This is a genomic window from Acrocarpospora catenulata, from assembly GCF_018476525.1.
Lineage (GTDB): Bacteria > Actinomycetota > Actinomycetes > Streptosporangiales > Streptosporangiaceae > Acrocarpospora > Acrocarpospora catenulata.
In genome coordinates, this window is record NZ_JAHCST010000020.1 from 95899 (window position 1) to 116523 (window position 20625).

Consider the following 20625-nt stretch of genomic DNA (forward strand, 5'->3'; position numbering starts at 1 on the left):
TTCAAACGTTCCAACGGCCATTAGCCGATATTTCGGGATAATCGGTGGAACGGTGTGGGAGGCCGCTCGATGGACGACGAAGCACAGAACTCAAATCAAGGCGCAATGCCTGACTTTACGGACAATGTGGCCTTATGGTCTCGGCGTATCGCCGAGCAGGTCGTGCCCGCAGAGTCCGCGACCGCCGAACACGTCGGCGCCGCCTATCTGGCGGGCGGAAAACGCCGCCGCGCCCTCTTCCGCACCTCCGGCGCCGCCGAACCGGGCGGCTTCGGCGGCGGTTTCGGCCCCGGGGAGCTGGCGGTCATCCTGGACGCGCTCCGCGCCACCTCCGGCGGCCTGCTCGACCTGCTGGCCGGCAGCCCGCTGGCCAACCTGCTGGTGCTGATCGCCGTCCGCCAGGGCATGCGCCCGCGTACCGAAGCGGAACCGTCTGGCGAGAAGTTCGACCAGGTCATCGGCGGTCTGGCCGGACGGCTCCAGGCACAGGGAGTGGCGCCGGAGCGGGCCGAGGAGCTGACGTACGAGACGTTGAAGGTGGTGTTCCAGCAGGACCGGTCGACGGAGGAGATCCGGGCCTTCCTGGGGGCGCTGGCCGCCAGCCCGCCCGCCGAGCGCCTGCCCGCCGAACGGGACACCACCGCCCAGGGCACCGGCTGGATGCTGCCGCCCTGGCTCTGGTTCTACTTCCTGGGGGTCAGCGCGCCGGCGGTGCCGGGCATGGTGGCGAGCGTCCAGGAGGACGCCGACGGGGTGGCGAGCATCATCGGCTACCTGACCGCCAACGCCAACCAGGCCGTCGCGGCCCTGTTCACCGGCGCCGGGCTGATGGAGTTCTTCCCCGCCGTACTGCTGCTGGCCGGGATCGCGGGGGTGCTCTTCCCGGGGACGCGGGGCCGCTGGGCAGAGCGCCGCCACGCGCTGCGGCCCAGCGACGACCCGGCGATCATCGAGATGGCCGCCGTGGTCCAGCGGCACGCGCCCACCGTGGAACTCCGGCTGGGCGGACGGTTCGACCGGCTGGCCAGGGTCTACCCGACGGGGTGGCGGACGGCCCGGATCGCGGTGCATCCGCCGCTGATCAGGCTCTGGCACGCCGACCGCGAGGCGGCCACCGCCGTACTGCTGCACGAGGTCGCCCACCTGCGCCAGGGCGACCATCTGATCGTCGGCCTGGCCAGCCCGTTCCTCTGGCTGGTCCGGGTATGGAGCGTGCTACTCACCCTGTTGGTGCTGATCCCGGTGACGATCTACGTATTCGTGGGTGGGCCGGAGGCGCCGATGGTGCTGCTCTCCCTGGTGCGCAACGTCGCGACCATCCCGATCGCGCTGATCCTTCCGGTGGCCGGGCTCTGGGTGGCGGAGCTGAGCGCCGACCGCTTCGCCATTCAGGAGACGAGTCCGGCGGCGCTGCGCCGCGCGCTCGGCCCGGTCGGGCCCAGGACCGGGCTCCCCGCCAGGGTCGGCGGGCTGCTCGACCTGCTCACCCATCCGCCGCGCAGGCTCCGGCTGCGCGCGGCGGCGGGCTGGCCGCACGGGACGGCCGCGCTGGCCGCGCTCTGGCCGGCCGCGCTGGTGGTCCGGATCGTGGCCATCGCCCTGTTCGGGCTGGTCGCGCACCAGCTGAACGGCTCCTCCGCCACCGAGGCGCTTGGCGAGGTGGGCCGGGGCCTGCGGGCCGACCTGGACGGGGCCCAGCCGTTGCTGGTGGAGATGATCGTGCTGCTGGTCAACTGGCCGCTGCTGGCGCCGCTGTGGATCCGGATCTGGACCTCGGCGTCGATGGCCCGGCAACGTTTCGCGCCGTACCTGGTGTCGGCGCTGGTCCCGGCCGTGCTGGCGGCGGGGTCACTGACCACCGGCGAGCAACCCCCGCCGCCCGAGGCGTACCCGCCGACCGCGTCGGCCTCCGTGTCGGCCTCCGCCACGTCGCCCGTCCCTGTGCCGACGCTGACCGGCGCGCTGGACGACCGCCCCTGGGCCGGGCAGCCGCTGCCGGTGGAGTTGCGGGTCACCGAGGTCATCCCGCTCACCCAGCTGTCCGGCCCGCCGCAGTGGCTGGGCACGGCCGCCGGATGGTTCGGCCCGTCGATCTGGCGTGCCGAAGCCGACGGGCGGCTGTCGCTGAGCAATCCCAGCGGACGCACCGACTTCCGCACCTCCAACGGCAACTGGCTCCGCCAGGGCGACAGGGTCACCTTCTGGCTGACCGTCGAGTACGACTTCGACGGCCGTACGGTGGTCAGCGAGATCCTCGGTGAGCTGGACCTGACCACCACCAGGCTGACCGGCATGTGGGCACCCAAGATCACCGGTGGCGACCCGCTCCAGCTCCTGGAGCTGCCCTCGTTCGACATCGCCACCGCGGTGAGCGTGGACCCGGCGGCCTGATCAGGGCACGTGGATCCAGCACTCGGCGGTGAAGCCCTTGTCCTCGATCACCGCCGAGACCTTGGTGAACCGCCAGGCCGCGTCCCCGTCGAAGGCGCGCTTCACCGAGCCCTCGTACATGGCGTCCGAGACGATCACCACGTGGTGGCCGGCGGCCTCCTTGAGTGCCTGCTTGGCGACCGGGCTGTCCCGCATCCGGCAGGCCCGGATCACGCCGTGCCCGGCGAAGCCGTTACGCCCGGGATGCACCACGTCCTCGTCCAGCGCGATCCGTATCCGGACCGCGTACTCCCGTTGCACCGGCCGGTTCTCGGCGGCCAGGCCGCTGGCCAGCTCGCGCAGGAACCACCGGATCACCGACGGCTCGTCGATGCCGGCCGGCAGGATGACCAGCTGCCCGTCGCCCTGCTCCTGGGTGTCGCAGCCGCGCACCGGCCGCAGGGCCGCCGCGAGCGCCTGGTCGATCACCTTGACCAGCACGTCCTGGAGCCGCTCGTGCTCCCGGGTGTCCCGCTTGCTGTACGCCTCGACGTCCACCGCCACGCAGAGCCGCCGCACCCCGCCGGTGGGGATCTCCGCCGGGTCAGGTCCTGTCATGATCGGCGTGTACGTGCCGTCGGTCAGGCGGAGCGCGAACGGCTGGGGTTCCACCGTGGCGGCGGCCACCTCCAGGCCCAGCTCTGGGTCGGCCAGCCGGGCGGCGGCGGTGATGACGCCGGTCAGCGCGGTGACCCCGGCCGGCACCTGGAGCAGCACCCTGGCCACCCGGCTGCCGTCGGTCAGCCCGGGCTCCTCCGGCTGCGGGCGCAGCCGCCAGCGGAAGGCGGACTGGCTCTCCCCGAAGGCGGTCAGGTCGCCGAGGGCGCGGTCGTCGTACCGGGTGGCGGACAGGCGCCGCCCGACCGCCTCGCCGTCCAGCGTGACCGCGAACTCGGCTTCCAGGTAGCTCATGCCCTCTTCCGGTTCCTCCAGGTCGAACGGGAAAAGCAGCTGAAGGTAGGTCCATCGGTTGAAGTCCCGGGCCGCGGTGACCTCGGGGGGCAGCTGGTCCCTGGCCACGTCGAGCACGGACGGCCGGCCGAGAGTGATGCCCGCCTCCCGGTTGAACCGGCTGCCCGCGCCCATGAGCTCCTCTTCCGCGCCCAGGTCGAGCCGGACCAGCACATTGAAATCCACCGTTGACCTCCGTCAGTCCGGTAGTCCGAAGAGGGTGAAAGCGGCCCAGCGGGTGGGCGAGACGCCCGACTCGACCAGGGACAGCTGCGCCGCCCGGAGCGCCTGGGCGTTCCCGCGCGGCGTGCCGAGCCGTAGTTCGTGGAAGCGCCGGAGCAGCCGCAGGCTGGCCCGCTCCACCACGGGCCAGAGCGTCATCAGCACCCCGACGGGTCCGGCGCTCAGGAACGCCCGGCTCAGCCCGACGATCCCGTCCGCGGTGACCCTGCCCGCCCCCGTCTCGCAGGCGGCCAGCACCACCAGCGGCACCGGCAACTCCAGCTCGGGTACGGCGTCCGCCCGCAACTTGCCCGAGGCGAGCGCCACGAACGAGGCCATCGGGTCCCCTGGCAGCGCCTGCGCGTGGGTGGCCAGGCAGAGCACCGAGGGGCGGCGGGCGGCCCCGGCGCGCAGCGCGTCCACCGTGGCCTCAGCGCCCCGGTAGATCTCGGCCTCGGCGAAGAGGCCGCTCACCACCCCGAACCCGGCGCGCAGCGTGGGCAGCGGCGTGAAGTCGTCCGGCATCGGCTCGGGGTCGACCAGCGCGCAGATCCTGGACGGCCTCTCCCTCTCATACGCGGCGGCGCGGGCCAGCAGCGGCGGGAGGATGGCGGCGGCGGGGAGCACCGTGGTTGCGTGCCGGGCCACCAGGTGGCGGCCGTCGCCGTCCAGCAGCGCGTGGAAGGGCAGCCGGAGCAGGTCGTCGTGGGGCACCAGGGTGACGGGGATGTCCGGGTCGGCGGGCAGCAGGCCGGCGATCGGGTCCCAGAGGATGGCGCCGAGCGCGCGGAGCAGCTCGGTCACCCTGGCTTCGTCCACCATCCGGGCGTCCTCGTCGCCGGAGGTGACGCGGAACCAGCCTTGCAGTTCGTCGGTGAGGGCCTGGAGGTGGGCGCGGTCCACCCGCAGGTCGGCGGCCTCCACCGTGCCGTCGGGGGCGGCGACGAAGACGAGCAGCCGGTCGCCGGTGAGGAAGTACTCGACGAGGGGCCTGCCGTACTCGCCGAGCAGGGCGGTGAGGCGGGCCGTGGTGAGCCTGGGAGCCGCCGTCCGGGCCGTGCTGCGGCCGGTCATCAGGTCGGCGAAAGCGCGGGCCCGGGACATCTCGGCGGCCACCAGCGCGTCCACCGGGGCGCCGAGGTCGGCCATGGCCTCGACCAGCTGCCCGTGCAGCGGCAGGGCCTGCTCCATCAGGTCGATGCGGGACGAGTCGCCGGTGAGGCGGGAGCGCCAGCTTTCCACGAACACGGCGAGCAGGGCGATCCCCTCGGCGTTGCGGGCCCAGAGCCTGCGGGCGTTCCCCGCCGGGTCGAGGCGCTCCAGGAAGGCGTGCTGGTGGGCCATCCGGGCCGCGGCGGCGGTCAGCGCGACCGCGGCGTTCTTGACCGCGATGGCCTGGGAACGTTCCGGATGGTCGGCCAGGGCGTGCTCCCAAGCCGTCTCGCGGGTGTCCAGCTCGTCCGGTTCGGCCCCGGCCGTCAGGCGGGCCAGCAGCTCTTCCCGGTCGGTCCGGAGCGGATGCCCGTCCGGGAGCACCCGCAGGTCGGTCTGGAGCACCGGCGGGATCAGCGCCCGCAGGCGTGCGGTCAGGGCGGCCAGTTCGGTCCTGGCGGTGGTGACCTCCTGGTCGAAGCGCTCCGGGTCCGGTGGGGTGCGGTCCAGCCGGGCCAGCGTCGCCGCGGCGGCGGTCAGCGCGGCGGCGCCCTGGCCGAGCAGCTCGCCGAGGCGGCCCGAGGTGGCGATCAGGTCCAGCAGGTGCCGGTCCAGGGTGAGCATGTCCTGGATGCCGGCCAGCGTGCGCTCCCAGGGCCCGGTCATCAGCTCGCCGGTGCTCAGCTCGCGCCGCAGCGCGACGGACTCGCGCAGCCCGGCCAGCAGGGCGGGCAGGTCACCGCGCTGGAAGTGGCCGTGGACTCGGGCCTGGAGCTCGACCACCCGGCCGAACAGGTCGGGGGCGGGCGGGAGGAGTTCGGAGCGCTCCAGGACGACGGCGTCGGCGGCGTGCGCGTCGATGACCGCCTCGTAGCTGGACGGCCGGCCGTGGAGGTCGGTTGCGGTGAGCCGGACCGAGCCGCGCAGTCGTGAACCGTTCACGGCGAGTTCGGCGGTGGCGCCGCCGGCCTCGTGCGGGAGCGTGAAGGGCGTGCCCATCGGGCTCTCCACCGGGGCCCACCAGTGCGGCCGCGCGACGGGGGCGTTCAACGGGCCGAGCACGACGGTGGCGCCGGTGGGCCCGGCGGCCAGGTCGGCGTCCTCGTCGCTGACGACGACCCAGGTCAGGCCGCCCGGTTCGGTGCTGGGAGAGGTCATCAGGAAAAACGAAATACCATCCCACTCAACCGATATCTCCACCGCGGGCCAGGGCTTTCCATCCAGCACCGGATGCACCATGCCCGCGAAGCGCCAACGCTGGGATGCCTCTGGCCGTTCCGCCACGATTGTCGATCGTAAAGGCGTTTGCCGGGCCCGTACAGAACGCCCGCCTTAACGGTAAATCAACGCTTCAATCAGGATATGGCGGTGGGAAACGAGCCGGTTTTTGTCGGCCGGGAGCCGGAGCTCGACGTGCTCCACAGGGCCTGGCGGAGCGTCCGGGACAGCCAGGCCAGGGTGGTCTGCGTGGCGGGCGATCCGGGCGTCGGCAAGACCGCGCTGGTACGGCGGTTCGTCGAGGAGGCCGGGCCGGAGCACCGGATCTGGGTGAGCGGCGACGAGGCGGAGGCCGGCCTGCACTGGGGGGTGCTGGCCCAGCTGGCCCGGGTGCTGCCCGGCTCCTGGGCGGCCCGCGCGGACCCGGTCTTCGCCGGGCAGGCGCTGGCCAGGGAGCTCCAGGACAGCAAGGAGCTGATCCTGGTGGTGGACGACGCGCAGTGGGCGGACCGGCCCTCGCTGGCCGCGCTCCGGCTGGCGGCGCGGCGGCTGCTGGCCGACCCGGTGCTGCTCGTCGTGGTCCAGCAGACCCCCGGCGAGCTGGACCGGGTGGTCCGCGATCGGGAGGTGCCCGACCTGGACGACGGCTGGCGGCGCCTGCTCGACTCCGAGCGCGGGGCCAGGATCCGGCTCTCCGGCCTGACCGCCGCCGACCTGGTACGGCTCGGCGGCCTGTCCCCCGGAGGAGCCGCCCGGCTGCACGAGCACACGGGCGGCCATCCGCTGCACGCGCTCCATCTACTGGACGAGCTGCCCGCGCACACGATCAACTACGGCCACGGCCCGCTGCCCGCGCCGCGCGGGGTGGCCACCGCCATCCGGTCCCGGCTGGCCGCCTGCTCCCCCGCCACCCGCGACCTGCTCGCGGCGGCCGCCGTGCTCGGGACCCCCGTCACCCGGGCCGCGCTGCGCGAGCTGGACGGGCACGACGCGGCGGAGGCCGTACGGATGCGGCTGCTGGACGAGGTGCCCGGCACGGCCGGGCAGGAGCTGATATTTCCGGGAACGCTGGTCAGGAGCGTGATTTATCACGACCTGGAGCCGGAGCGGCGACGGGAACTGCACCGGAAGGCCGCCGCGCGGGGCGGCCCCGGTGCGCTCTGGCATGGGGTGGCCGCCGCCGACGGCCCCGACGAGCGACTGGCGGCCGACGCCGAGGCGGCGGGCCGCGAGCAGCTGGGGCACGGCTGGATCCCGCTGGCGGCGGCGCATCTGCGGCACGCAGCCGACCTCACCCCGCCTGGCCCGGACCGGCGCAGCCGGCTGCTCACCGCCGTGGAGGCGATGCTGGTCGCGGGCGACCTCGCGCCCACCCTGCCCTACCAGGGCGAACTGGGCGGCACCCGGTGGGGCGACTACGTGCTGGGCTACCAGCTGCTGCTGACCGGCAGGGTGACCGAGGCAACCACCCTGCTCCGGCGCGCCCTGGACGCGGCCAGTGAACCCGGGGAACCGGCCGACCTGGACGCCAGGATCGCCACCCAGCTGACCATCATCGGCGTGCTCACCGTGGCCTACCCCGACATGATCCGGTACGGCGCCACGGCGGTGGCGGCGGCCAGGGAGCCCTGGGTGGCGGCGTTCGCCTGGTTCGCCCGGGCGCTCGGTCTGGCGGTGGCGGGCCGGGCCGAGGAGGCGCTGACCGAGCTGGCCGGTGCGGACGCGCCGGGGGCCCCGGCGGGTCTGGACGGGCTGGTGGCCCGGGGCATGCTCCGGCTCTGGAGCGACGACCTGCCCGGCGCGCGGCGTGACCTGGCGGCGGTGGTGCGCCGGGCGGCCCAGGGCGAGCCGCTCCGGGTGGGGCAGGCGCTGGGCTTCCTCGGCGAGACCGAGTACCGGCAGGGTGCGCTGGGCGAGGCTGTGCTCCACGCCGAACTGGCGGTGCAGGACGCCACCGGGAACGGCCGGGTCTGGGACTACCCGATGGTGCACGCGATCGCCTGCTACCCGCTGGCCGCGCAGGGCGCCTGGGAGCGGGCCGAGGCCCACGCCGAGCAGGCCGGGCGCTGGGCCAGGGCGGTCGCCACCCCGTCCGCCCTGGTGTACGCGGCGGCGGCGCGGGCCGCGCTGGCCCAGGCCAGGGACGATCCCGCCTGGCTGCTCGCCGCCGCCACCGAGGCCGCGGCGCACTATCCGGCGGCCGAGGCGGGCACCCACCTGCTCGGGCCGCTCCGCGCCGAGGCGCTGGCCCGGCTGGGCCGTCCCGGTGAGGCCGCCCAGGCGCTGGCCGAGTTCCCGCCGACCGGCCGCCGTTCGGTCCAGATGTGCGCCGCCCGGGCCCGCGCCCAGCTGGCCGTCGCGTCCGGCCGTCCCCGGGACGCGCTGGCCGAGTACCGCACCGCGCTCCAGCTGGCCAGGGAGACCGGCCTGCGGCTGGAGGCGGCCAGGATCGAGCTGCTCACCGCGGAGTGCCTGCTGGGCATGGGCCGCAGGGCCGCCGCGGAACGCTCGTTACGCTCGGCCCTGCGGCAGTGCACCGCGATGGGCGCCACCGCGTACGCCGACCGCGTCCTGGACCTGGCCGCGCGGGCGGGGCTGGCGCTGGACGCGCCGCCGGCCGCGCTGGGCGCGCTCACCGCCGCCGAGCGCGCGGTGGTCACGCTGGCCGGTTCCGGCAGCTCCAACCGGGAGATCGCGGCCCGGCTGGTGCTCAGCGTGAAGACGGTCGAGTACCACCTGACCAACGTGTTCCGCAAACTCGACATCGCGACCCGGGAGGAGCTGCGGCAGGCCCTGAACGCCTAGGGTCCCGGGCGCGGATCCCTGGGGTCCGGCCCCGAAGTCGCGGCGGAACGTGCCACCTACGCTGAGCGCCGTACCCCCCTCATGTCCGTAGGAGGCCTGACCCCTCATGCGCATTTTGCTCACCGCACTGGCCATCGCCTCGTTGGCCGCCCATCCCACGCCCACCAACGGCTTCTCGCCGAAGGGTCCGTGGAACACCAAGATCCCCCGGAACGTCCAGCTGGCGCCCAACTCGCAGGCCATCGTCAACAACATCAAGCTGGACAAGGAACAGAACTACGGCAGCTGGGCGATCAACACCGACGAGTACTCGGCGCCCATCTACACCGTCGGCAAGCACACCCCCCGCAAGAAGTGGCGGTTCTCCGACTGCCTCAACCTGCCGCACCTGGCGCCGGTGATCGCCGACAGCCTGGCCGCGGTACCCACCCCGCCCGACATGATCGTCTCCAAGGGCACCGACGCCTCGGTGGCGATCTACCAGCCGTCCACGGACACGTACTGGGACTTCTGGCGGGCCGAGAAGGACGCGATGGGGAACTGGTCGGCCTGCTGGGGCGGGAAGATCGAGCGGTACTCCAAGAACCCGGGGATCTTCACCAACCCGCTCGGGGCGACCGCGACCGGGCTGCCGTTCGGGGCGTTCACCATCCGGATCGAGGAGCTGCGCCGCGGGTACATCGACCACGCGCTGAACATCGTGACCGTGCGCACCCGGGCCAACTGCAACTCCTGGCCGGCCACCCGGAACGACGGCTGGGTGGAGGGCGAGGACATCCCCTGCGAAGGGCAGCGGTTCCGGCTCGACCCGACCTTCGACGTGTCCACGCTGACCAGCCCGGCCGCGCGGACCATCGCCCGGGCCATGCAGGAGTACGGGCTGATCATGACCGACAAGGGTGGGGCGCTGGTCACCTACGCCGAGGATCCCCGGCCGTACATGGCGGCCAACGGCGGGGTGGACCCGTACACGCTGCTCTTCGATCCGACCGACCTGGTGCCGGACGGGGTGGAGAAGTACCTGGTGCTCTCGGAGATCCCGGTCGAGCGGCTGCAGGCGCTGCCGATGGACTACGGGAAGCCTCGCCATTAGTCCCCCGATATGGGGATAATTCGCACAATGAATTATCCCCATATGTTGGAGGGGCTTAGGTATGGCACGGAATGCTCTCGTGGTGCGCGGCGGCTGGGAGGGGCACCAGCCCGTCGCCGCCACCGACCTGTTCATCCCCTTCCTCCGGGACCAGGGCTTCGACGTACGGGTGGCGGATTCGCCGGAACCGTACGCGGACGCCGGGTACATGGCGGGCGTCGACCTGGTGGTGCAGTGCGTGTCGATGAGCACCATCACCGGGGAACAGTGCGCCGGGCTGTCGGCGGCGGTGCGGGCGGGCACCGGGCTGGCCGGGTGGCACGGCGGGATCTGCGACTCCTACCGGAACAACACCGACTACCTGCACCTGGTCGGGGGGCAGTTCGCCTGCCATCCGGGCAAACCCATCGAGGAGTGGGTCGACGGGGCGGAGGAGAACGTCTTCGTGCCCTACCGGGTGGAGATCGTCGCGAAGGACCATCCCATCACGGCGGGTGTGCCGGACTTCGACCTGGTGACCGAGCAGTACTGGGTGCTGAGCGACGAGTACAACGAGGTGCTGGCCACCACGACCCATCCTGCTCGGGACGCCTGGCGGCGGCCGGTGACCGTGCCAGCGATCTGGACCCGCTCGTGGGGGAACGGGCGGGTGTTCGTGGCCACGCCCGGGCATGACCTCCGTACTCTGCGGGACGCGAACGTGCGGACCGTCATCGAGAGGGGCATGGTGTGGGCGAGCAGGTGAACGTCGGCATCGTCGGATGCGGGGCCATCTCGGGGGCGTACACGGCGACCATCGCCCGCCTCCCGGGGCTGCGCCTGACCGCGGTGGCCGACCTGGACGCCGGGCGGGCCCGCGCGGTGGCCGAGGCCAACGGCGTGCGGGCGCTTTCGGTGGCGGACCTGATCGCCGACCCCGACGTGCGGCTCGTGGTCAACCTGACCACCCCGGCCGCGCACGCCGCCATCGCCCGCGCCGCCATCGCGGCAGGCAAGGACGTGTACGGCGAGAAGCCGCTGGCCGCCACCACCGCCGAGGCCCGCCCGCTGCTCGGCGCGGCGGAGGCGGCCGGGGTGCGGCTCGGCTGCGCACCCGACACCGTGCTCGGCACCGGCCTGCAGACCGCCCGCTGGTACGTGGACGACGGCCTGATCGGCACACCGGTCGCCGCCACCGCCGTCATGGTCACCCCTGGGCACGAACGCTGGCATCCCAACCCCGACTTCTACTACCTGCCGGGCGGGGGGCCTCTGCTGGACATGGGGCCCTACTACGTCACCGCGTTGGTGCTCCTGCTGGGCCCCGTCCACCGGGTTGTCGGAGCCGCCTCCCGAACCCGGGCCCAACGGGTCATCGGCTCCGGCCCGCGCGTCGGCGACAGCATCCCGGTGACCACCGACACGCACGTCACCGGGGTCCTCACACACACCTCCGGCGCGCTGTCCACACTGGTCATGAGCTTCGACGCGGCCGCCACCCGGGCCCCCGCCATCGAGGTCCACGGCGAACGGGCCACCCTGGTGGTGCCCGACCCCAACCTCTTCGACGGCGACGTACTGGCCCACCCGGTGGACGGCACCTGGGAACGCCTGCCCATCCGCGCCGGCTACCGCCACGCTTCCCGCGGTTACGGCGTAGCCGACCTAGCTGCCACCCCACCGGGCGAGCACCCCCGGGCCTCAGCACCACTGGCCCTCCACGTACTCGAGATCATGGAGTCCCTCCTGAAAGCCGCCACCACCGCCCGCACAATCGAGATCACCTCAACCTTCCAACGCCCCCTCCCGGTCCCCCTGACCGACGGGTGAGCGTGTGAGGTCGCGTCAATCTTCAGCCGCCCCTGGCCAACAGGTGACCAGTGGGAGTCTCCCTAGAGCACAGATCAGAACAGCTCAGCATGGTCCGAGCGCTCTTGGCACCGGTGCGGCGAGAACCCGTCACCTGCGTTAACGGCGCCGGATAGCGGCGAGAAGCTGGCACCTTGTCATTTGTTAGTTGCTTCCTTCGGCCGCCCTCTTACCGATGGGCGGCCATCCAGGTGGTGGCGAAGTCGACGAGAGCAGGCTGGGACATGAACCTGGCCTCGGCGTTGCCGACCTTGCCGACTGAGGCGCCGCCGGTGGCCTCGAAGGCGGCACCTATCTCCTCGAAGTCGGACTCGTCCTCTGCCACGTCGGTCCAGGTGACCCACTCGCTGGAGCCGTCCAGCCGCCGGATCGAGGCGCCGATCGCGTGGCGGGGCGGTGACTGCTGCCGCCACTCGGCCAGGTGCAGCGAGGTGTTGGAGTCGTAGCCGCAGCCGAGCAGCAGGACCTTGCCGTCCAGCCGGTAGACCGCGCCCAGTGGGGACCGCTCGCCCAGCGCGTCGTCGAGTCGGTGGTCCGCGGTTATCTCGGCCGCCCTCGCGCCGACGGCAGCGAAGGAGACCTGGGGGTGGTCGCTGCGGAGCGCCCCCGGCCAGGTGCGGACCGTCTCGGCGATGATGCCCATCCAGCGGCTCGGGGTGCGCGCGGGGTCGAAGCCGGGGCTATGGTCCCGGACAACCTGCCACCAGGACTCGGGCACCGGAGGATGGGCCCAGCCAGCCGGGTCCGAGTTGTCGGGGGTATGAGTGGGCACCACCAGGGTGCCTTCTGAGCCGACCACGTCGAGCAGTGCCTGCACCACCGCCTGGATGCCCCCGGCCACGAACCCGAGACTGTGCGCCGAGGAGTGCAACAGCACGGTGTCGCCCCCGCGCAGCCCGAGCGCAGCGAACTGGGCGCCCAACGAACGTGCCGTATGCGGAAAAGCCTGGTCCATTCGACCGACACTAGTAATCGGGTGTGTGACGCGAGTAGCCCTTTCCAGCACGGCTTACCAGGCACGGCTTACCAGGCACGGCTTACCAGGCACCGCTTACCACGCACCGCTTACTGAGCGCGGCTCACCGGGCGCGGCGGGCGCGACCTCCCGAGCGCAACCTCCCGCACGCGCCCCTCCCAGGCATGACCTTCCGCACGCGACCCTCCCGGGGCACGACCTTCCGAGCGTGGCTTTACCGGCATGGCTGTACCGGCATGGCCTTCAGGGCGTGGGGTCCAGGCCTTGTGCCTCGACCAGTTTTCTGGGGGCGGTCAGCCGCCATGCCTCGGTGACGAGTTCCTCCAGTTCGTCACGGTCGATCTTCGCCAGGTGTACCACCACCCAGCCGAACCGCCCGGCGGTGAACTGCACCTCGAACACGTCGGGGCGCTCGGCGACCAGCGCCATCTGCTCCTCGATGGTGGCTTTCAGCCCGACGGTCTCGGTCCGCTCCCAGAGGTAGCCGAAACCCTTCCCAGAGACCTTCAGCGACGTCCACTCACTGCCGTACCCCTGGGTGACCTCCGGCAGCTCAGCCACCAAAGCCAGGAACTCCTCCACGCTCACGCCCATGGCCCACATCTATCAGAGGCGTCCGACAACTTCGCCGCCGCCAGGAGACGTACGCCGCCCACCCCGCCCACCATGCGGCGGCCAGCGCGTGCACCTGCGCCAGCAGCAGCGCCGCCGGAAGCCGGAGCACGGGAGTACGCGTCCACAACTCGGCGACGCCGACGATCAGCGCCACCGTGTACGTGGCGGCGCAGAGCAGCGACGGCACGGCGGCGACCGGGCTGATCCGCCAGGTCAGCGCGCTCAGGAAGCCGAGCCAGAGGACTGTGGCGGCGGCGGCCAGGTGCAGCGCGGGCCACCGGAGGCCCGGAAAGTCCAGAGCCAGCGGCACGGTGGCCACGAACGGCACCGCGGCCCCGGCCACCAGGACCCAGCGCCGCCAGCCGAGGTCGGGAGCCAGCGTCTCAGGCAGGATCGGCGCGGCCAGCAGCACGGCGGCCAGCGCGGCGGCCGAGAGCACAAACAGCCACGGCACCGGCGGCGGCAGCCAGAGCATGATCGACACACAGGCCAACAGACCGGAGAGCGCGGCCACGAACCCCACCTGGGCGTCGGGGTCCTCCAGCCCCAGAAACGCGAAAGGCCGAGATTTCCGGACATGGCGACCGGTGACCATTGGCCGGTCGTCGGCGGCGCCGTACCGAGCGATCAGCCAGCCCGCCCCACGGGCCGACCAGTCCCGAATGTCGGCGGCAACCCCGGCCCACCAAGTACGCCCTCGGGCGCCCCCCTTCCGCACCGACGCGGGCGCCGGCGCCGCCACCCCCACCTTCCGCCCGGCATATGCCGAAAAATCACGAAAAGCGGCAACAGCGGGCTGCTCCCGGGTGAACCACCCAAACTCCCCCGCCCTCGACCCGACCAACGACTCAAGACCTTCGGGCGACGCTTCAACGACCGCCGCCGCGCTCCCCCTTTCGAGATTGGCGGCTTCGAAATAGGCGGCCGCGTTCCCTCGACCGAGGTTCGCCGCCGCACCCTCACCCCTTTCGAGGTGCGCCGCCACGTTCTCCTTATCCAGGTCCGCCGTCGCAATCGTGAGCAGTTGGACGGCCTCGTCGATACTGATCCGCAACGTCCGATCCCGCCGCAGCAGCCCAAGCAGGGCCGGCCGCAACAACCAGGTCCGTCGCAGCGGAGGCGGCTCATGGGAGAGCGCGGTGGCGGACTCCCTCCGCTCGTACGGCGGGACCCCCTCCACCGCCGCGAAGAGCGTCGCCCCCACCGACCAGAGATCGCTCGCGGCGTCCCCCGCCTCCCCCCGGATGCGCTCGGGCGCCAGATAGGCCACCGACCCCGCGATCCGCCCCCGGCTGGTGATGGTCGGATCCCCCGTAGGCGGCGCGATGCCGAAGTCGGTCAGCACCACCTCGTCCCCCGGCCCCAGCAGGATATTGCCCGGCTTGACGTCCCGGTGCACGACCCCGGCCTGATGCGCGGCACGGAGCGCGTCGAGCACCCGTAACACGATCCGGGCCGCCTCCCGCTCGGGCAGCGGCCCGCTCCTGGCCAGCCGGTCCGCCAACGACTCGGCGTTCAGGAACTCCATCACGATCCACGGGCCGTCGGTGTCGTCGACCACGTCGTACACCCGGATCACCGACGGATGGCGCAGCCGCGCGGTCGCCCTGACCTCCCGGCGAATCCGCCGGGCCGCCTGCTCACGCTGCTCCCGCCCACCTTGCACGGGCCCATCCACCCGTTTGAGTGCGACCTCCCGCCCGAGCACCTGGTCGTACGCCTGCCACACCGTCCCGGTCCCACCGCGCCCGAGCTCCCGGATGATCCGGTAGCGTCCGGCGACAGCGCGGGCGGGCCTTACTCGCGCGTCCGGCATGCCCCGGAAATTACACAAACGCCCGCGCCCGGTCCAGACACCACGAGTCAGAAACGCCAGACCTTCCATCCGGCGCGCCGAACGGCAGGCTGAACCGCTTGGCCGAGCCGAGGCCGAGTACCCGGATCCTGGGTTCTGGACAGCCGCCCAGCACTTTCAAGATCTCTACTAGGCTGCGGGAATGGACGTGCATGGGCGTACGGAACGGCTGGAGCTAGGGGATCAGGGGCTTCGGGAGTGGGAGGCCAGGGTTCTTGAGGCGTCGCCTGAGGGGATCGTGCTGAGCCGGTCGGCGTTCTATCCCGGGGGTGGGGGGCAACCGGCCGATCAGGGAACGCTGCTCTGGCAGGGGGTGGAGACGCGGATCGCCGGGGTGCGCAAGGGGGACGATCTCTATCTCATCCCGATCGAAGGGGAGCCGTTGCCGGCCGTCGGGACGATCGTCCAAGCCGCGGTGACCGACGAGCGGCGGACCGCGCTCATGCGTACCCACTCCGGCCTGCACGTGCTCTGCGGCGTGGTCTTCCGGGACTTCGGCGCCCTGGTCACCGGCGGCAACATGGACGTCGCCACCAACGCCGCCCCCGGAGTCATCGGCACCGCCCGGATGGACTTCAACCTCCCCGAGGTCCCGCCCGGCTTCAAAGAGGCCGTCGAATCCGCCTGCAACGCCGAGATCACCGCCGACCGCCGCATCGACATCCGCGTCCTCCCCCGCGAGGACGCCTTCGCCATCCCCGACATCATCCGCACCGCCACCAACCTCGTCCCCGAGGACGTCAAGGAAGTCCGCATCGTCGACATCGTCGGCCTCGACTGCCAGGCCGACGGCGGCACCCACGTCGCCTCCACCCGCCAGATCGGCCACCTCCGCGTCGCCAAAATCGAAAGCAAGGGCAAGGGCTTCCGCCGCGTCCGTCTTGAAGTAACCAACTAAACGGCAGGACGTCCACGTACCCCTCGGCAGAATGACTATGCAAGCACTCTCACCTGGGTAATCTGGCCGACGTGGTCCAGTCAGCACTGTTCCAGCGACACGCCGAGCAGATGACGCTCGAAGCGCTCGCCGATACGCGGGTCGCGGTCGTGAACGGTGCGCGCCAGGTAGGGAAGAGCACCCTCGCCGCCTTGATCGCCGAGGAGACGAAAGGGTCGCGCGAACTCTATCTGGACAACCCAGCGGTTCTGGCGGCAGCGCAGGAGGACCCCTCGGCATTCGTGCATCACGACGGGCTCCTCCTGATCGATGAGGTCCAGCGGGCTCCGCAGTTGCTTCTGTCGATCAAACATGAGGTCGACCGGGACCCACGCCCCGGACGTTTCCTGCTCACAGGATCGGCCCAGTTGCTCGGCCTACGCGACCTTCCGGACGCGCTACCCGGCCGGACCGAGACCATCGAACTGTGGCCGCTGTCGCAAGGCGAGATCGACAACACGCCGGACGGCTTCGTGGACCACATTTTCAAGCGAGGCGCCGACACCACCACCGCGCCCAGCCCGCTCCGCAAACGCGACTACGTCGAGCGGGCACTCCGAGGCGGCTATCCGGAGGCCGTCCGCAGAGACAACCCCCGCAGGCGCAACCGCTTCTTCGATTCGTACGTCACCGACCTCATCACCCGAGACGTCCGGCAGATCTCGGACATCGAACGTCCAGCCGAGATGCGCCGGCTCCTCAGCGTCATCGCGGCACGGATGGGAGGCCTCGCCGTCGCCCAGAGGATCGCGAACGATGTGGGCCTCACGAGAGGGACCCTGTCCCGCTACCTGGATCTTCTCGAACTGATTTTCGTCATCAAACGCATCCCCGCCTGGTCCTCGAATCTGACCCGCCGAGCGATCTCCACCCCCAAGTTCATCGTCATCGACAGCGGCCTCGCCGGACGCCTCATCGGCCTGTCCTCCGAGCGCGCCCGCGATGTCACCGCCCCCGTCGGCCCCCTGCTCGAGAATTTCGCCATCGGCGAGGTGGCCAGACAACTCACCTGGGCCGAGGAATCCATCCAGCTCTTCCACTACCGCGACCGCGACATGTTCGAAGTGGACATGGTCCTCGAACACGCCTCCGGCGAGGTCATCGGCATCGAGGTCAAGTCATCCGAGACCATCCGCGGCCACGATTTCCGCGGCCTCCGCCACCTCGCCGACCGCCTCGGCAACAAGTTCCGCGCCGGCTTCGTCCTCTACACCGGCGAACTAACCCTCCCCTTCGGAGACCGCCTCCGCGCAGTCCCCATGTCAGCCCTCTGGACCCTGAGCCCTACGCCCTAGCCAGACCCCCCTCCCTCTTCCCTCCATCGCCCGCGAGGGCGCAGGGTCCGGGGCTCCCGCCACCCGAAATCAAGGTCAGGTCGTATCCGTGGTGGTTACCTATCCCACAGGGCGCTGATGGGCAGGGCCGTCAGCCGGTCGCCGAAGGCGAGTGCCCGGGCGCCGGTGTAGAAGACGAAGCCGTGTACGAAGTCCTCTCCAGCGGAGTCGCGGAGTGCGGCGAGCCCACGGAAGTCGTTCTGGTCGACGGATTCGGTGGCCTTGGCTTCCACGCCGATGATGCGGTTGTTGTTGCGTTCTAGCACGAGATCCACCTCGGCTCCCTGGCTGATTCGCCAGTGATGGAGTCCGACGCGGAAAGGAGCCCAGGTGGCCTGTTTGGCGATCTCGTTGACGATGAACGACTCGACGAGGGCTCCTCTGGCAGGCGAGACCCTCGCCGCCAGGCCGTCGGCGTCGACGCCGATGAGGTGAGCCGCCAGGCCGGTGTCCGTGACGTGGAGTTTGGGGCGGCGAACGGAACGGGCGACGAGGTTTCTGGACCAAGCCGGGATCTGACGCACCAGGAAGACGGTCTCCAGCAGACCTAGGTAGCGATTGACCGTGGTCCGGTGGAGTTGAAGATCGCTACCAATCTTGACCAGATTGGGCTCCTGGCCGGTGCTCGCGGCGGCGATGCAGAGAAGTTGCCGCAGGTTGCTCGGTTCCTCAACCCGGGCCATCTCCCGGATATCGGTGTCGATGATCGACTGAACGTAGGCCCTGTACCAGGCGTCCCTGGTGAGCTCGGAGCGCATCCCCAGCGCCTCCGGGTAGAAGCCCCGGCAGATCATCTCGAAGTAGTCCCGGCGCCCGACGTCGCCTACCGAGACCGACCGCAAGGCTCCGGGATCGTTGAACGCGGTGACCAGGAACGAACCGCCCTTACCGGCCAACTCCTCCTGAGCGAACGGCCAGACCTCCAACACCCCCGGCCCGGCCCGCAAGCGACTCGTGAAGCGACGGCGTGGACAGAAACCGCGTCGATCCAGCCAGAACGAAATGTCCGCGCTCATTTCGCTGATCCACCGCCGCCTTGATCGCGAGAATGAGATCGTCCCCACCCCGTTGGATCTCATCGATCATCATCGGCCGAGGTCCGTCGGCCACGAAGGCCACCGGATCAGCGTGCGCCGCCGCCCGCAACGAAGCGTCGTCCAGGGTGAGATACGTCCCCCCTCTCCCCTGGTTCAACTGCTGAAGCAGCGTGGTCTTCCCCGACTGCCGAGGGCCGTTGACGATCAACACCCGAAACGCATCGAAGTACTCTTCGGCATGCCCCGCCACGTGCCGTGGAACCAACTCCCGCATCCGCCGAGCGTACGCCCGACCGACATTTGACGGACATCTGAACTGACAAAGTTCGGTCACCGCACCGACATTTGAGAGGGACCCTGCCTTTGTAAGGTAGATAAGCGCCTTATATAACTTGCTTATGGAAGTGATTGAGATGGCCGCCGGGCTTGGGCGGATGGTGACGTTGGCCCGGGTGCTGGGGCTGCCGCGGGAGATGTCGTTGACGGCGGTGGCCACGTTGGCTGACCTGGAGCGGTTCGGGGCGCGGCGGGTTACCGAGCTGGCCGTTTTCGAAGGGGTTACGCAGCCGGCGATGACGCAGTTGGTCACGCGGCTGGAGCGGGAGGGGCTCGTAGAGCGGCGCGATGATCCGGCGGACGGACGGGCGGTCGTGGTCGAGATCACGGGGGACGGCCGGGCTGTGCTGGCCGCTCGGCGAGAGGCGCAGGCGCAGCGGCTGGCGGAGCTGCTGGCCGAGTTGTCCGAGGAGGACCGGGCGGCACTGGCCGCGGCGCTCCCCGTGCTCGACCGGCTGACCGATCAGGCCCTCCGTCCGTACCACACCCCCGCGGGAGCACGATGAACCAGAAAGCCCCCTCCCCCTTTCGTCAGCCTCGCGCCGTCTGGGCGGTCGCGTTCGCCTGTGTGATCTCGTTCATGGGGATCGGGCTGGTGGACCCCATCCTGCCCGCGATCTCCAGCGGTCTGGACGCCTCCCCGACCCAGGTCACCCTGCTGTTCACCAGCTATCTGGTGGTGATGGCGGTGGCCATGCTGGTGACCGGCTGGGTGTCCAGCCGGATCGGCGCCAAACGCACGCTGATCAGCGGTCTCGTGCTCATCATCGTGTTCAGCGCGCTGGCCGGATCCTCCGACGGCATCGCCCAGATCATCGCGTTCCGCGCGGGCTGGGGCCTGGGCAACGCCCTGTTCATCGCCACCTCGCTGGCCGTCATCATCGCCGCCGCCAGCGGCGGCTTCAGCGGCGCGATCATCCTGTACGAGGCGGCGCTGGGCCTGGGCATCGCCATCGGCCCGCTCGTGGGCGGACTCCTCGGCAGCGTCAGCTGGCGCGGTCCCTTCTACGGCGTGGCAGTCCTGATGGCCATCGCACTGATCGCCACCATCGTCCTGGTACGCGCCCAGCCCACCCCTACCAGGAAATCCTCCCCCATCGACCCCATCCGGGCCCTCCGCCACCGCGGCCTACTGATCATGAGCTTGACGGCCCTCTGCTACAACTGGGGCTTCTTCACCGTGCTCGGCTACGCGCCTTTCCCGATGGGCCTGAACGCCATCCAACTCGGCCTGGTCTTCACCGGCTGGGGCCTGCTGGTGGCCGTCTTCTCCGTCTTCGGCGCACCCCGCCTGCTCCAGCGCTTCGGACTCGCCCGCACCCTCTACGTGAACCTCGCCCTGTTCACCGTGGACGTCGCGGTCATCGCCCTCTTCACCGACAAGCCTGCCGTACTGGCGGCGGCCGTGGTCGTGGCGGGCGTCTTCATCGGAGTCAACAACACCCTCACCACCCAGGCGGTCATGATGGTCGCCCCGGTGGAACGCCCGGTGGCCTCAGCCGCCTACGGCTTCGTCCGCTTCATCGGCGGCGGCCTGGCTCCCTACGTCGCAGGCCACCTGGCCGAGGTCACCAACGACCACTGGCCGTTCGCACTCGGCGCCGGGGCACTCCTGCTCGCCATCGCCATCCTGGCCACCGGCCACCGCCACCTGACCAGAGCCGAAGCCGACCAACGAGCACACGAAGCGGAGCTCCTGAAGACGAGCGCCGCCAGTCCTTGAGCCCTGCCGACACGGATCGTCACCCAGATAGTTACCCGCCTGATGACGGACGAGCGGCGATCAAAAGGTCTTCCCCGCGTGCTCCACAGGGTT

16 protein-coding genes and 2 pseudogenes are annotated in these 20625 nt (G+C 71.0%); 11 read left to right on the plus strand and 7 right to left on the minus strand.

Annotated features, from left to right (window positions below):
* The first annotated feature begins 162 nt into the window (after positions 1-162).
* Positions 163-2391 (plus strand): M48 family metalloprotease, encoded by a 2229-nt coding sequence (locus KIP79_RS49560; protein WP_214106760.1) that lies wholly within the window; start codon positions 163-165, stop codon positions 2389-2391.
* Here the strand turns inward: KIP79_RS49560 and KIP79_RS21940 are convergent, their stop codons facing one another.
* Together KIP79_RS21940 and KIP79_RS21945 are read right to left on the minus strand one after the other, a co-directional pair.
* Positions 2392-3567 carry a hypothetical protein gene (locus tag KIP79_RS21940; protein ID WP_214106761.1) on the minus strand — a complete coding sequence of 392 codons (1176 nt, stop codon included), beginning with the start codon at positions 3565-3567 and terminating at the stop codon, positions 2392-2394.
* 12 nt (positions 3568-3579) lie between these two features.
* A complete protein-coding gene (locus KIP79_RS21945) occupies positions 3580-5913 on the minus strand; it encodes a CHAT domain-containing protein (protein ID WP_214106762.1) in 2334 nt (777 codons plus the stop codon).
* A gap of 210 nt (positions 5914-6123) precedes the next feature.
* Here KIP79_RS21945 and KIP79_RS21950 point away from each other — a divergent pair, with 210 nt between their 5' ends.
* The 4 genes from KIP79_RS21950 to KIP79_RS21965 all read left to right on the plus strand — a co-directional run bounded on the left by KIP79_RS21950 (position 6124) and on the right by KIP79_RS21965 (position 11680).
* Complete coding sequence (locus KIP79_RS21950) at positions 6124-8778, plus strand: AAA family ATPase (RefSeq protein WP_214106763.1); 2655 nt, start codon at positions 6124-6126, stop codon at positions 8776-8778.
* 106 nt (positions 8779-8884) lie between these two features.
* Positions 8885-9871 carry a hypothetical protein gene (locus tag KIP79_RS21955; RefSeq protein WP_214106764.1) on the plus strand — a complete coding sequence of 329 codons (987 nt, stop codon included), beginning with the start codon at positions 8885-8887 and terminating at the stop codon, positions 9869-9871.
* Positions 9872-9932: 61 nt separating this feature from the next.
* A complete protein-coding gene (locus tag KIP79_RS21960; protein WP_250213606.1) occupies positions 9933-10616 on the plus strand; it encodes a ThuA domain-containing protein in 684 nt (227 codons plus the stop codon).
* The gene (locus tag KIP79_RS21965) at positions 10601-11680 is read left to right on the plus strand and encodes a Gfo/Idh/MocA family protein (RefSeq protein WP_214106765.1); all 1080 of its coding nucleotides are present in this window, start codon (positions 10601-10603) and stop codon (positions 11678-11680) included. Before KIP79_RS21960 ends, KIP79_RS21965 begins: the two co-directional genes overlap by 16 nt.
* 208 nt (positions 11681-11888) lie before the next feature.
* Here KIP79_RS21965 and KIP79_RS21970 read toward each other — a convergent pair whose 3' ends face one another.
* From KIP79_RS21970 to KIP79_RS21980, 3 genes are all read right to left on the minus strand, one after another.
* Positions 11889-12641 (minus strand): AAC(3) family N-acetyltransferase, encoded by a 753-nt coding sequence (locus tag KIP79_RS21970; RefSeq protein WP_250213607.1) that lies wholly within the window; start codon positions 12639-12641, stop codon positions 11889-11891.
* A gap of 297 nt (positions 12642-12938) precedes the next feature.
* Positions 12939-13289, minus strand: a complete 351-nt coding sequence (locus tag KIP79_RS21975; protein WP_214106767.1) for an MmcQ/YjbR family DNA-binding protein — start codon at positions 13287-13289, stop codon at positions 12939-12941.
* Positions 13249-15126, minus strand: coding sequence for a protein kinase domain-containing protein (locus tag KIP79_RS21980; protein ID WP_214106768.1), 1878 nt, complete (start codon positions 15124-15126; stop codon positions 13249-13251). The genes KIP79_RS21975 and KIP79_RS21980 overlap by 41 nt, the downstream gene beginning before the upstream one ends.
* Positions 15127-15307: 181 nt before the next feature.
* Here KIP79_RS21980 and KIP79_RS21985 point away from each other — a divergent pair, with 181 nt between their 5' ends.
* The 4 genes and pseudogenes from KIP79_RS21985 to KIP79_RS50445 all read left to right on the plus strand — a co-directional run bounded on the left by KIP79_RS21985 (position 15308) and on the right by KIP79_RS50445 (position 17397).
* Positions 15308-16063, plus strand: coding sequence for an alanyl-tRNA editing protein (locus KIP79_RS21985; RefSeq protein ID WP_214106769.1), 756 nt, complete (start codon positions 15308-15310; stop codon positions 16061-16063).
* 122 nt (positions 16064-16185) lie between these two features.
* Positions 16186-16542 (plus strand): annotated as a pseudogene (locus KIP79_RS50115) (AAA family ATPase); the annotation flags it as partial.
* A 105-nt stretch (positions 16543-16647) separates the two neighbouring features.
* Positions 16648-17022: pseudogene (locus KIP79_RS50440) on the plus strand (DUF8612 domain-containing protein); the annotation flags it as partial.
* A 45-nt stretch (positions 17023-17067) separates the two neighbouring features.
* Entirely contained in the window at positions 17068-17397 is a 330-nt protein-coding gene (locus KIP79_RS50445) for a DUF4143 domain-containing protein (RefSeq protein ID WP_504742155.1), read from the plus strand.
* A 95-nt stretch (positions 17398-17492) separates the two neighbouring features.
* Here the strand turns inward: KIP79_RS50445 and KIP79_RS21995 are convergent, their stop codons facing one another.
* Both KIP79_RS21995 and KIP79_RS22000 read right to left on the minus strand, forming a co-directional pair.
* Positions 17493-18365 carry an ATP-binding protein gene (locus KIP79_RS21995; RefSeq protein WP_214106770.1) on the minus strand — a complete coding sequence of 291 codons (873 nt, stop codon included), beginning with the start codon at positions 18363-18365 and terminating at the stop codon, positions 17493-17495.
* Positions 18322-18747, minus strand: a complete 426-nt coding sequence (locus KIP79_RS22000) for an AAA family ATPase (protein ID WP_214106771.1) — start codon at positions 18745-18747, stop codon at positions 18322-18324. Before KIP79_RS22000 ends, KIP79_RS21995 begins: the two co-directional genes overlap by 44 nt.
* Before the next feature lie 124 nt (positions 18748-18871).
* Here KIP79_RS22000 and KIP79_RS22005 point away from each other — a divergent pair, with 124 nt between their 5' ends.
* A complete protein-coding gene (locus KIP79_RS22005; protein WP_250213608.1) occupies positions 18872-19315 on the plus strand; it encodes a MarR family transcriptional regulator in 444 nt (147 codons plus the stop codon).
* The gene (locus KIP79_RS22010) at positions 19312-20532 is read left to right on the plus strand and encodes an MFS transporter (RefSeq protein ID WP_214106772.1); all 1221 of its coding nucleotides are present in this window, start codon (positions 19312-19314) and stop codon (positions 20530-20532) included. Before KIP79_RS22005 ends, KIP79_RS22010 begins: the two co-directional genes overlap by 4 nt.
* The last annotated feature ends 93 nt before the right edge of the window (positions 20533-20625 follow it).

Excerpts from the sequence above, each read along its gene's own strand:
- KIP79_RS22005 (WP_250213608.1), top strand. The coding sequence starts at position 18,872 with ATGGAAGTGATTGAGATGGCCGCCGGGCTTGGGCGGATGGTGACGTTG.
- KIP79_RS22000 (WP_214106771.1), bottom strand. The coding sequence starts at position 18,747 with ATGCGGGAGTTGGTTCCACGGCACGTGGCGGGGCATGCCGAAGAGTAC.
- KIP79_RS21980 (WP_214106768.1), bottom strand. The coding sequence starts at position 15,126 with ATGCCGGACGCGCGAGTAAGGCCCGCCCGCGCTGTCGCCGGACGCTAC.
- KIP79_RS21960 (WP_250213606.1), top strand. The coding sequence starts at position 9,933 with ATGGCACGGAATGCTCTCGTGGTGCGCGGCGGCTGGGAGGGGCACCAG.
- KIP79_RS22010 (WP_214106772.1), top strand. The coding sequence starts at position 19,312 with ATGAACCAGAAAGCCCCCTCCCCCTTTCGTCAGCCTCGCGCCGTCTGG.
- KIP79_RS21985 (WP_214106769.1), top strand. The coding sequence starts at position 15,308 with ATGGACGTGCATGGGCGTACGGAACGGCTGGAGCTAGGGGATCAGGGG.
- KIP79_RS21955 (WP_214106764.1), top strand. The coding sequence starts at position 8,885 with ATGCGCATTTTGCTCACCGCACTGGCCATCGCCTCGTTGGCCGCCCAT.
- KIP79_RS21945 (WP_214106762.1), bottom strand. The coding sequence starts at position 5,913 with ATGACCTCTCCCAGCACCGAACCGGGCGGCCTGACCTGGGTCGTCGTC.
- KIP79_RS21975 (WP_214106767.1), bottom strand. The coding sequence starts at position 13,289 with ATGGGCGTGAGCGTGGAGGAGTTCCTGGCTTTGGTGGCTGAGCTGCCG.